At 66.0% G+C, this 9,835-nt stretch carries 16 protein-coding genes; 3 read left to right on the top strand and 13 right to left on the bottom strand.

Features of this window, described 5'->3' with window-relative positions; genetic code table 11:
* Window positions 1-269: 269 nt before the first annotated feature.
* Window positions 270-1,496 (bottom strand): DNA modification methylase, encoded by a 1,227-nt coding sequence (locus IRZ18_06660; GenBank protein ID MBX5476787.1) that lies wholly within the window; start codon window positions 1,494-1,496, stop codon window positions 270-272.
* Between the two features lie 158 nt (window positions 1,497-1,654).
* On the opposite strand from IRZ18_06660, the gene IRZ18_06655 reads away from it, so the two are divergent.
* Both IRZ18_06655 and IRZ18_06650 read left to right on the top strand, forming a co-directional pair.
* On the top strand, window positions 1,655-1,987 hold the full coding sequence (locus tag IRZ18_06655; GenBank protein ID MBX5476786.1) for a DUF4258 domain-containing protein: 333 nt from the start codon (window positions 1,655-1,657) through the stop codon (window positions 1,985-1,987).
* Between the two features lie 4 nt (window positions 1,988-1,991).
* Complete coding sequence (locus IRZ18_06650) at window positions 1,992-2,234, top strand: YgiT-type zinc finger protein (protein MBX5476785.1); 243 nt, start codon at window positions 1,992-1,994, stop codon at window positions 2,232-2,234.
* 165 nt (window positions 2,235-2,399) lie between these two features.
* Here the strand turns inward: IRZ18_06650 and IRZ18_06645 are convergent, their stop codons facing one another.
* From IRZ18_06645 to IRZ18_06590, 12 genes are all read right to left on the bottom strand, one after another.
* Entirely contained in the window at window positions 2,400-2,903 is a 504-nt protein-coding gene (locus IRZ18_06645) for a hypothetical protein (GenBank protein MBX5476784.1), read from the bottom strand.
* Complete coding sequence (gene thyX, locus IRZ18_06640) at window positions 2,900-3,652, bottom strand: FAD-dependent thymidylate synthase (protein ID MBX5476783.1); 753 nt, start codon at window positions 3,650-3,652, stop codon at window positions 2,900-2,902. The genes IRZ18_06645 and thyX overlap by 4 nt, the downstream gene beginning before the upstream one ends.
* Window positions 3,649-4,002 carry a hypothetical protein gene (locus tag IRZ18_06635; protein ID MBX5476782.1) on the bottom strand — a complete coding sequence of 118 codons (354 nt, stop codon included), beginning with the start codon at window positions 4,000-4,002 and terminating at the stop codon, window positions 3,649-3,651. The genes thyX and IRZ18_06635 overlap by 4 nt, the downstream gene beginning before the upstream one ends.
* Window positions 4,003-4,039: 37 nt before the next feature.
* Window positions 4,040-4,915, bottom strand: a complete 876-nt coding sequence (locus tag IRZ18_06630) for an ATP-binding protein (protein MBX5476781.1) — start codon at window positions 4,913-4,915, stop codon at window positions 4,040-4,042.
* Window positions 4,908-5,801, bottom strand: a complete 894-nt coding sequence (locus IRZ18_06625; GenBank protein MBX5476780.1) for a hypothetical protein — start codon at window positions 5,799-5,801, stop codon at window positions 4,908-4,910. Before IRZ18_06625 ends, IRZ18_06630 begins: the two co-directional genes overlap by 8 nt.
* A gap of 148 nt (window positions 5,802-5,949) precedes the next feature.
* Complete coding sequence (locus tag IRZ18_06620; GenBank protein ID MBX5476779.1) at window positions 5,950-6,195, bottom strand: AbrB/MazE/SpoVT family DNA-binding domain-containing protein; 246 nt, start codon at window positions 6,193-6,195, stop codon at window positions 5,950-5,952.
* A gap of 54 nt (window positions 6,196-6,249) precedes the next feature.
* Complete coding sequence (gene recT / locus IRZ18_06615; protein ID MBX5476778.1) at window positions 6,250-7,158, bottom strand: recombination protein RecT; 909 nt, start codon at window positions 7,156-7,158, stop codon at window positions 6,250-6,252.
* Window positions 7,159-7,163: 5 nt separating this feature from the next.
* Window positions 7,164-8,069, bottom strand: coding sequence for a YqaJ viral recombinase family protein (locus IRZ18_06610; protein ID MBX5476777.1), 906 nt, complete (start codon window positions 8,067-8,069; stop codon window positions 7,164-7,166).
* Between the two features lie 93 nt (window positions 8,070-8,162).
* Window positions 8,163-8,351: a hypothetical protein gene (locus IRZ18_06605; protein MBX5476776.1), complete on the bottom strand. Its 189-nt coding sequence runs from the start codon at window positions 8,349-8,351 to the stop codon at window positions 8,163-8,165.
* Window positions 8,351-8,509, bottom strand: coding sequence for a hypothetical protein (locus tag IRZ18_06600; GenBank protein MBX5476775.1), 159 nt, complete (start codon window positions 8,507-8,509; stop codon window positions 8,351-8,353). Before IRZ18_06600 ends, IRZ18_06605 begins: the two co-directional genes overlap by 1 nt.
* A gap of 16 nt (window positions 8,510-8,525) precedes the next feature.
* A complete protein-coding gene (locus IRZ18_06595) occupies window positions 8,526-8,768 on the bottom strand; it encodes a helix-turn-helix transcriptional regulator (GenBank protein ID MBX5476774.1) in 243 nt (80 codons plus the stop codon).
* Window positions 8,769-8,854: 86 nt separating this feature from the next.
* Window positions 8,855-9,085, bottom strand: coding sequence for a helix-turn-helix transcriptional regulator (locus tag IRZ18_06590; GenBank protein ID MBX5476773.1), 231 nt, complete (start codon window positions 9,083-9,085; stop codon window positions 8,855-8,857).
* Between the two features lie 171 nt (window positions 9,086-9,256).
* Between IRZ18_06590 and IRZ18_06585 the strand changes: the two genes are divergently transcribed.
* Window positions 9,257-9,802, top strand: a complete 546-nt coding sequence (locus tag IRZ18_06585; GenBank protein MBX5476772.1) for a helix-turn-helix transcriptional regulator — start codon at window positions 9,257-9,259, stop codon at window positions 9,800-9,802.
* The last annotated feature ends 33 nt before the right edge of the window (window positions 9,803-9,835 follow it).

Here is a 9,835-nt window from a genome sequence, read left to right as displayed (position 1 = left end):
AGCTGCGCCTCGCGCGCGATGCGGTCCTGCTCGTCGTCCCAGGCCCTGGCACGCTCGACCCAGCGCCAGCGGGTGCTCCAGCGTTCGAGAGGCCGGGTAGACCTCCGACCTCTTCCCGACCCTTTGCTGCTCAGGCGCTCGGCCACGGCTCGCAGCGATCTTTCATGCGCCGGCATGTCGCGATACAGGCAGAATGCGGCGAATGCGCGGGCTGGCTCACCCGGTTGTCGTTCCCAAGGCGCCGGCACCATCTCTGCGGTCATTCGCCGTCACCTGCCCCCCTTCGAAACCGCGCCCTCCTCAGCCGGCACACGTTCAGCCTTCTTCCCCGTGAGGCGCTCCCAACGCATGACCGCGACGTCGACGTAGCGCGGGTCAATGTCCATGGCAAAGCACCGGCGGCCGAGTCGCTCTGCGGCCACGATTGTGGTTCCAGAACCTACAAAGGGGTCGTACACGTCCCCGGCGTGGTTCCGGATCGGTCGAGCCATGCACTCGGTCGGTTTCTGGGTGCTGTGGACCTCCTGGTCCTCGTCGTCGAGCACCGGGATGGACCAGAGCGTGGTCTGGCTGCGGTCGCCGATCCAATGCGCTTCTGCGCCGCGGCGCACGGCGTACCAGCAGGGCTCATGCTGCCAGTGGTAGTGGCCGCGGATGATCGCAAAACGGGGCTTCGCCCAGACGATCTGAGCCCGGATCTCGAAACCGGCCCGCTCAAGCGAGTCCTTCACGACGTCCGCGTGCAGGCCGCCATGCCAGCAATAGACGACCTCACCGGGGAACAGCGTCCACGCGTCGTACCAGTCGGCGCGGTCGTCATTCGCGATGCGCCCGGTGCGTCGAGCCGCGCCATCGCCAAGCGCCCGCAAGCGCCACTCCGGGTCATAAGTCACGCCGTACGGCGGATCCGTCACCATGAGGAGCGGCCTTGCATCGCCCAGGAGACGCTCGACGTCCAGTGCGTTCGTGGCGTCCCCGCACAGAAGACGGTGTCGGCCAAGGACCCAGAGATCGCCTGGCTTCGTAACGGGCTCCGCCGGAGGCTCCGGGGCCATTTCGTCAGCACCGTCGAGCAGGTCACCCATATCCGCGGGCATGCTAGCGAGGATCTCCTCGACCTCGCGCTCGCTGAACCCCGAAAGATCGAGGTCCGCGCCGGCCGCGTCGAGTTCGGCCAGGATCTCGCGCAGCTTGTCCTGGTCCCAGTCGCCCTGGATGCGGTTCAGCGCCAGGTTCAGGAGCTTCTCGCGCTCCTCGTCGAGGTCGACGACGGAGACCTCGGCCTCCGTGACCCCGGCGTCGCGCAGGACGCGCAGGCGCTGGTGTCCGCCGACGAGGCGGCCGGTTCGACGGTTCCAGACGAGTGGCTCGACGAGGCCGAATTCCCGCACGGACCTCGCCAGGGCCTCGTACTCCGGGTCGCCAGGGCGCAGCTCCCGGCGCGGGTTGTACGGTGCCGGGATCAACTCGTCGAGGCGCATCGTGCGGATCTCCATGGCGTGGCCCCCAGAAAACAAGAGCACCCGGCTCTGTGCCGGGTGTTCGCGTCGTGCGGCGTGAGCGCAAGATTTTGTTCTCGATGCCCATTTTAGTGTTCGCCGCGTTTCAGGCGTTTCAATTTTCGTCACACTACTATTCCGCTTGCGGTATCGTAATGCCAGGAGGGGTTCTGTTGAACGACGAACAACTCCGCAAGCGTGTGGCCTCGAAGAAGCCGTTGTGGACGCTGCATGCTATACGTGAGGCTGTAGCCGACGATCTCGATCCGATCGTCGTCAGTGAAGCGCTCCGCCGGAACGGCGAGATCATCGAGGACTATCCTGAAGACAAGCGCAGCGCCTCCTGCCTGGTCTTGTGCCACCTCCCGGATGGGCGGCCTGTGCATGCGGTCGTCGGCTATGCCTATGAGCCAGTGCGGATCATAACCGTCTACCGGCCGGATCTGTTCCCGGAGCGTTGGACGAGTGACTACCGGAGAAGGAGGTAACGGTGTGAAGTGCTTCTGCGGAGCGACCATGGAGAGCAGGCTCGTGGACGTGTTCGAGCGCGCGGGACAGGGAACTGACGCCTACGTGCTCATCAAGGGCGTCCCTGCCTGGGTTTGCCCGCGCTGCGGCGAGCAGTTGTTTGAGACCCACGTGGCGCAAAAGATTGTCGAGATCTGCCGCCACAAGGCGCAGGACAACGAGCCCACCTTGACCGTTCCCGTGCGGGAGTTCGCCAGCGTCCAATGAGCGAGAAGCCGTTTGCCACGTGCACGGAGGCGGCCCAGGAACTTGGGCTGTCCGCCCGCCGTATCCGCGCCCTCTGCGAGCAGGGACGCGTGCATGGAGCCATCAAGGTCGGCCGCGACTGGCTCATCCCCCGCCCGATTCGCATCGAACCGGCTCGGAAGGGCCCTAAGCCGTCGTGGGACCGCTGACCTCCGCGTCTTCCACCCGCCACGTTCCGCCTGGATCTCGATATGTGCGCACACCAGCGCGGCGAAGCTCACGGAGCACGACGCGGCAAATGCGCATGCGGCGCCTGTACAGCGTGGACCGGGACAGGTTTAACGCCGCCTGGGCCTCCGGCCAGCGCCAGTAGTACGCCTCCATGACCCGGCGGTGCTCCTCATCGAGGCTTCGATAAGCGTTCTCAATAGCCCTCACCAGGGGCTCAAGGCGCCGGTACTCTTGATACGCCGGTGTCCTCCAGAGCTGCATGACGGCCACCGGCACATGGTCTGAGACGGCCCTATTCCCGGAAGCACGCGGTTGGTCCTCGTCCGGCCACGGGAGCGCCCGTGCAGCGAACCCGCGCCGCAACTCGTCGATCTCCGCCTCAAGCTCGGCCAGGCGCTTCGCATGGGCCGGGTACGCGCGCAAATCAGCCTCAACGGTGCGCCGCTGTGCGTCCGTCATGGCCCTGCCACCTCACCATCCGGGGTATGCCCGCCGTCTGAGGGGTCGTGTCCATCTCCGAGAAGCGCAGCCAGCGAATGCGGGAATAGCGGCCGCACGAGCTCGTACACCGCCCTGGCGTACTGCCTGATTTCCCATTGCGCGTCGTCCGCCAGCCGCTCCTTGAGGAAGTGGGCGACCGACTGAAGGCTCGCCGACCACCGCCAGACCGTGTACATGGCGTAAGCCGGCAGGAACATGCGTGCCTGCTCGGGCGCGACGCCCGCATCCAGGGCCTCCTGGTAGAGCGCGAGGCTCCGGTCGACGTGCGCGGCAAGGCTGGCGGAAAGGGCCTGGCTCTTTTGAGCATCAACCGGCCCTACGCTGCCCTGCTTGCGGTTCTTCGGCGCCTCCCGCCACGCCTCGGGGATGTAGAACTCGGGCTCCATCGTGATGTACCGCCGGCTCGCCTCGTTCCAGGCGTCCATGGTGTGGTCGCTGCCGACGACGTACTTCCACCACTGCCGCGCCACCATGAGCGGGGCCTTGACCTCCAGCGTGACGAAAGCGTGGCGGAAGGGGCTCGTGTGCCCGTGCTCGGCGAGGAACCAGATCAGGCGCGCGTCTTTGTCCCTGAGGCGCGGACCGTCAGGGCTGAGATCCCAGTCCGACTCCTTCTGGAACGAAGCCCGGGCCGCGTTGACCACGGACAGGTCCGAGCCCATGTGGTCCACGAGCCTGACGTACCCACGGTCCAGGACCCGGATCATGACGCTTCCCCCTCCTCCTGGGCTGATGCGCCTTGCGTGTCGCCGGACGACTCCTGCCTGAGCACCTCCCGCTCAAGCCAGGTCTTCAGTGGCATGACCACGAGCCACGGCTTGTGGTCTGCGCGGACGGCGAGGACGTCGTGGCCGTCAAGCCAGGCGTACAAGCTCTTGAGACCCCGCGCCCTGCGCTTCACCTGCCAGACCATACCCGCCGCGACAACGTCACCGGGATAGCCCTCCTGCGCGCCAGACAGTGGCACACGACGGGCGTCGAAGCCAGCAGCGCGCAAGAGGGTCACGAGTTCACGCTCGCCGTTTGCGCCCTTTCGCCTGCTTCTCGCTCCGCTCACGAGTCCACCCCCGGACCGTCATGGGGTTGTTTTGTCGTCACCGGCGACCACCGCCCGTGTAACCCGCGGCCTTCGCGAGCTTGAGCTCGCCGATCTCCGGCATTCGCTGGCTGGCGCCGCCGAACTCGTGAATGACTCCCCACTCGTACAGGCGGTCTGCCACGCGGTCGCCGTAACGCTCGCGAAGGTCCGGCACCGACAGGTTGGTCGTGATGATCGTTGTGAGCCGGTTTCCGTGCCGGTGGTAGATCAGCCGGTCGATCCTCTCGCGCTCGGACTTCGTCTCAGCCTCGGCGCCGAGGTCGTCGATCACCAGCACCTGAGTCGTCGCCGCAGATGTCTGGCGCAGCGGGACGTGCTCGCGGTGCATCTCGCTGTCGATCTCTGGCAGCATGTCGGGCGCGTAGCACCACCGGAACGACGCATAGGCCCGCACGAACTCCCGAACGGCGGCGACGGCGGCCCAAGACTTGCCGACGCCCGTGGGGCCGGCGAGGACCAGGCAGCCGCCGCGGAACCTGTAGAGCGGTCGCGGCTCGTCGTCCTCGCTGGACCCCTGCCAGCCCTCGATCTGCTGCGAGACCCACTCAAACGCCGCCTGGGCGGGTGGGTACAGGCTGGCACACGCGAACGACGCCTCGCGAAGCCGCCGCGGAACCTGCGCGTCGAGCGCCGCTTGGACCCGCTCTCGCTCCTGCAACTCCTCCAGTTCGGCGAGGGAGGAGCATGCCGCATTTCGCAGAATTTCGCGTTGCCGGCGCTGTGCTGCGAGGAATGCCCTGCGCATCGTGGCGGCAAGTGGGCCGTTCAATCCCGCCGCCTGGATGCTCTCCTCCAGCCAGGCCGGCACGTTTTCGTCTGGTCCCTGCTGTTGTTGCGCCATGAGCGCGCCTTCCAGCACGCCCTTATCCACCGAGGCCACCTCCTGCCCTCAGCAGTTCTCGCGCGTCACGCCCTTCAGGCGGCACGCCCGAGAAGTCGCTGATGCCGTGTTTGTGTAGCTGCGCGTCGATCTCGTCCTCCCACCTCGCCTGATTCAGCCAAGTGGCGGGGTACGGGATGTACGCGCCGTCGTCTTTGGTCCACTGCGGGCTAGCACGTTGCCGTGCGAGCGCTTCGAGCATGCGGTCTACGAGTTCGGGAGACGGTCGGATCTTGAGCCAAGCCTTGAGAGCGGCCTTCTTTGCCACTTTCCTCGGGTACGCTGGCCAGAAGCGCTCATGAAAGAGCCGCTCAAGCTCCATGGTCTCGGCCCTGTTGGACTTAACGGCAGCGACCAGACGCCCCGATCCCGGCAAAGAGGGGGAGGGGGGTGTTTTATATTTCTTGTCTTGTCCTGTCTGGTCCGGTCTTGTCTTGTCTGCGGTGACTTCACGTTCTTGTCCCGTGACGGTCACGTGACTGTCACGTGACATGCCCTGCATTGTCTTGCGCCGTTCACGTGAACGCCGCTTGCGTTCCGCTGCAGCCTGGCGCTCCTTGTACTGGTTTCCGTAGTCGTCCCAGTCGTGAAGGCGCATTCCGAACTCGTCCCGCTCGACAAATCCCGGGGAGTCACCCGGGCCGCAGTTGATGAGCGCGTCTAGGAACGCTTCGGGCTCGCCCTCCCAGCCAGCCGCATCGGCGATGTCGTAAGCGTCGTAATCCGAGATGTCTCCATCGGGGGCATAATCCATGGCCCACCACCAGAGCAGGTGAAGGTGCCCGATCGCGGCCGGCAGGCTGATCCCCAGCATGCGGGCAAGCCGCTTGGTCTTCGGGTGGTCCCTCAACTCCTGATGGCTTTCAAGCCATGCCATGACTCGCGCTGCCTCCTAGCGGTCGCACAGACTTCGAGTGCGCTAGTGGGAGCACAAACAGCCGAAATCTTGCCGGGATTCACGGCCCCCGGCTGGCCGTCAGCCGTCTCGCTAAGAGCCGCAGGGTGAACGTCAAAAAGTCGTGCCCTCATGCGCTTGCGGCGACCTCCGCCGCACACTCCCGGCACACAACCTTGTCTCGGACCGGGACGACCTGCTTGCCCCGTCCCCCGCAAATCGCGCAGCCGGGCTGATGCTTGCGGATGAGGATCTCTCCATGGAGCAACTGGACATCCAGCGTGTCGCCTGGACCGAGATCGAGCGCCCGTCGAAAGTCGGCGGGCAGGCTGATCCGGCCCTGCTCGTCGATCGTCCTCAAGATGGCGACTTCCATGCGCTCTGACCTCCGTTCAGGCAGCGAAACCCAAGTAGTGGCGGGGCGGCGCGATCACAACTCGCCCGCCCCTGCCCCATTGCCGGCCGCATCGAATCCCAGGGCGTCGACCTCGTCGTAGACGTCGACGGCCTCGCCATAGGCGGTGATCGTGCGGCCTCCCTCCGTCACCGCCTCGTCGATCACCGCCGCGCGCTGGGCTTCAACGGACACCGGAAGCCACTTGAACATGGAGCGGATGACCGTCTTCTTGGCCATTTCCTCCCAGTCGGTGTCCCATGGCCCCTCATCGGGTGACTTGCTGCGCTGGCGGTGCTTCTCGATCTCGTCAAAGGACATGACGAGGAACTGGTACCCGCCGTCCTTGAACCGAGCCACGCCATAGGCGTGGGTGGGCTTGCCTCGGTCGCCGTGCGCCGGTCTATGGATCAGCTTCGGTTCAAGGCCGTACTCGTACTCGAACTGGTCCCGCTCATGCACGACGTGGGCGTAGATGGTCTGGATCTCGCCGGAACGCCGCGCGAGCTCGATCATGCCCTTGTAGCCGATCACGACCTGGATCTCGGTTTGGCCGGTCTTACCGTTCCGGAAGGGCACCAGATAGACGTGCCCGAGAATTCCCGGCTCAAGGCCAAGCTGGGCGCACTGCATGACCGCGGCCATCAGGCTGGCCGGCGAGGCCTCCATCAGGCGCGGGTTCGCGCGGATCGTCGTCAGAGCGACCCGCACCAGCCGGTCCGGCGTGATGTGCCGGGGCAGCGCCCGTTGCAGCTCTGGCCGCAGCTGCTCAAGCATGCTGCGGATGGTCTTGGCCGGGTCGCCGCCCCGGACACGGGCCTGGGCGCGCTGTGCCAGCTTGTCCTTCACGTCCGCCCGCGCGGCCCGGATGCTTGCCTGCTGCGCCGCCGTCGTCGCGGACGCGTCGTCCAGGCTCTGCTGCACCGGTGCCTGTTGCGTCGCCATAGGTGTCACCTCACCTCAAACCGCCGGAAGGCGGTCTCCGTCAGGTAAGCCTCGTACACGTCCGGCCGCTCGGCCTGGAGACGTTTGCTGTCGAGGCGACGCTGGACCACGTTGCGCCAGATCACGCGGCGGTCGCCGACCGTTCCGGTCTCGGCGCTTCCCAGTAGAGCCTTCAACCGGTTCTCGGCCTCCTTCCGCCTCTCTGCCGCCTCTGCTTCGGCCCGCTTCGCCTCGTCATAGGCGCGGAGGAGCTCCTCTGCTTCGGCAGGAAGCGCGACCGTTTTGCCGGCCTCCGCCTCCGGGTAGAGGCGCTTGAGAAGCTCGGCCGCGGCGTCGCTGCCGTCCCACTCCGGCGGCGTGCGTGTCTCGACGAGCCGCCAGAAGTCGCGCTCAATGCGGATCAGGTCGGAGATCAGCTGGTCATCCCGGTCGATGCGGTAGTGCTGGTAGCGCTGGCCGCCGATGAGAACGGCCACGTACGCGCGCTCGTAACCGGTCACCGCCAGCTGGTGCTGTACCTGCACCATCACCCGGTCCGGCACACGGTCCTCCGACCAGCCGTTCGCGTACGCGCTCGTGGTCTTGACCTCAAGGAGCGCCCGCCCGGGCGCATCGTCGGTTACGACGCGGTCGAGGTTTGCGAGCATGAACGGGTGCCTGGGATGTTGCAGGATGGCGAGCCGCCGCCGCACCTTGTAGCCTGTCCGGCGTGCGAACTCGCGCGCGACCACGTCCTCGAGCACGGAACCCCAGTACGCTGCCTCCGACTGCTCGTCCTCAAGCTCCACCTGGCCTGTCTTCTCCAGCCACACGGCCATTGGCGTGCGGTAGGCGTCGACTCCCGCCACGGCAGGGGCGTCGGAAGAACCAATGCCCATCCGCCGCCACTCCAGCCACTCCTTGCGGCTCATCTCAGCAGTCTTGACCAGCACTGCCATGCGTTTCGTCTCCCCCCTTGTTCCGGTGTCAGACCCGGTGCTACTTTGGGGGCGGAGCGGCGTTGTCTACGCCGCCCCACCCTTGTCGGTGCTGTGCCAGGCACGCGGTCGCCCGCCCGAACGGGCGATCGCTTTTCTTGCCCGGTACTCGTCAAGCCGGATCACCTTGGCACCGCACTTGTCTCGCCGTTCCGGGCGGCGGCACCAGCCACGCCACCGGTAACGCTTGCCGCGGAACGTGATGATGAGCATCATCAACTCGCCTCCTTTCTGGCCAGGGACCGTTTGAGCAAGTCCTGCTGCGCCAGCCGGCGCGCGATGGGAAGCGCGATCTCGACGTATCGCCGGATCACTTCTTCCCGCAGGCGTCCCGGCTCGCGATCCGACCCTGGCCGTGTCTGATCCCGTTCCACCGTGACGCCCCTCCCTTCACGCTGCTTGCAGTAACGCGCGGTACGCCCGGGCTACCGGGTGCTCCGCCACCGCCTCACGCAGCCACGGGTTCGGGCCATAGACCCGCACCGCGGCCTCGATGATCTCGGGTGGCACCGCCCGGCGGCCGGCCTCGTAGTCCTGCAAGGCCCGCACGGAGCAGCCCAGTTCGCGTGCGGCCTTCCATTGCGGAGCGCGGCGCACCAGGCGTGAGACCCGCATCGCTGTGCCGATGTCCACTCGCTGTCACCTCCTCCCCCGTCATGGCGGCGCCTCGGCTTTCTCCGGAATCCGCGAGGATGGAGGCAAGGCGCCAACCACTGAGATCACGCGGGTTTGCGCTGCTCAGGCGGATCATCGGCCAGCAGCGCGGTGACGGGGATGTCGAACGCCTCAGCGAGAGCGCGGAGCATGGTGTAGTTGGGCGTCACCGCTCCGGACTCAAGGCGGGACACAAGCGACCGCGAACGCTTGATGCGTCTGCCGAGCTCGGACTGCGTTAGTCCCTTGGACCGCCGAAGCTCAGCAATGCGCTGGCCAATATCCATCTGCAGCACCTCCCGTTTCGTGATTCTGGTGCAACAATACGACTCTTCGTGATGGTGACGCAACGTCATCCGTGATCCATATACACCAATCGTGCGGAAATGGCTCGTGTAACCGCGGTCTGTCTCCCGCTGTCTCCTCGTGCGTATTTATCCCGCGACTTTGTGGAGGGTCGCGCAAGGATGTGCGGTATACTCACATCCATGGAGTGGCCAACGCAGAAAGAACTCGGTGAGCGTCTGAAAGAACTCCGCGAAGCCGCTCACCTCACGCAGGCGGAGGTCGCGCGCCGCGCTGAGTGTGACCGGTCGCTCGTTTCACGAATTGAGCGGGGGGAAACCGCGCCGGCGTACGACACTCTCGTCCGCATTGCGCGGGCTCTCGACGTAAGCCTGGCCGAGGTGTTCGGCGGGACTGACGAGAGACGCGACCTGCCCGACATCCGGAAAGCGTTGCGCAACCTCAATGTGGAGGTCCGCTATGGAGGCAGAGTGCTTACGGACGGAGAAAGGGAACGCATTGTCGACCTGCTAGACGCTGCCCTGGCGCTCAGTGAAGAGGCGAAGTCTGTTCAATCCCCGCCCCGAGGCATCATCGCCGCGTCGATGCGGGAACGCGAGGCGTACGGGCGCTACGACCCCGCCCTGAATGCATTCCTGGATTCAGTCATTCAGAAGGCGCTGGAGGAATACGACCGGCGCCACGGGGGACAGCAGCACACCGACTGACTCGCGTGGTGACAGCCATGGAGGATCTGCTCG

The sequence above is a fragment of the Clostridia bacterium genome, assembly GCA_019683875.1.
Lineage (GTDB): Bacteria > Bacillota > Sulfobacillia > RBS10-35 > Bu92 > Bu92.
This window is presented reverse-complemented; position numbering and strand designations above follow the sequence as displayed.

Coding starts and splice junctions, on each gene's coding strand:
- IRZ18_06660 (MBX5476787.1), bottom strand. CDS start 1,496: ATGGAGATCCGCACGATGCGCCTCGACGAGTTGATCCCGGCACCGTAC.
- IRZ18_06655 (MBX5476786.1), top strand. CDS start 1,655: ATGCCAGGAGGGGTTCTGTTGAACGACGAACAACTCCGCAAGCGTGTG.
- IRZ18_06645 (MBX5476784.1), bottom strand. CDS start 2,903: ATGACGGACGCACAGCGGCGCACCGTTGAGGCTGATTTGCGCGCGTAC.
- thyX (MBX5476783.1), bottom strand. CDS start 3,652: ATGATCCGGGTCCTGGACCGTGGGTACGTCAGGCTCGTGGACCACATG.
- IRZ18_06625 (MBX5476780.1), bottom strand. CDS start 5,801: ATGGCATGGCTTGAAAGCCATCAGGAGTTGAGGGACCACCCGAAGACC.
- IRZ18_06620 (MBX5476779.1), bottom strand. CDS start 6,195: ATGGAAGTCGCCATCTTGAGGACGATCGACGAGCAGGGCCGGATCAGC.
- recT (MBX5476778.1), bottom strand. CDS start 7,158: ATGGCGACGCAACAGGCACCGGTGCAGCAGAGCCTGGACGACGCGTCC.
- IRZ18_06610 (MBX5476777.1), bottom strand. CDS start 8,069: ATGAGCCGCAAGGAGTGGCTGGAGTGGCGGCGGATGGGCATTGGTTCT.
- IRZ18_06605 (MBX5476776.1), bottom strand. CDS start 8,351: ATGATGCTCATCATCACGTTCCGCGGCAAGCGTTACCGGTGGCGTGGC.
- IRZ18_06585 (MBX5476772.1), top strand. CDS start 9,257: ATGTGCGGTATACTCACATCCATGGAGTGGCCAACGCAGAAAGAACTC.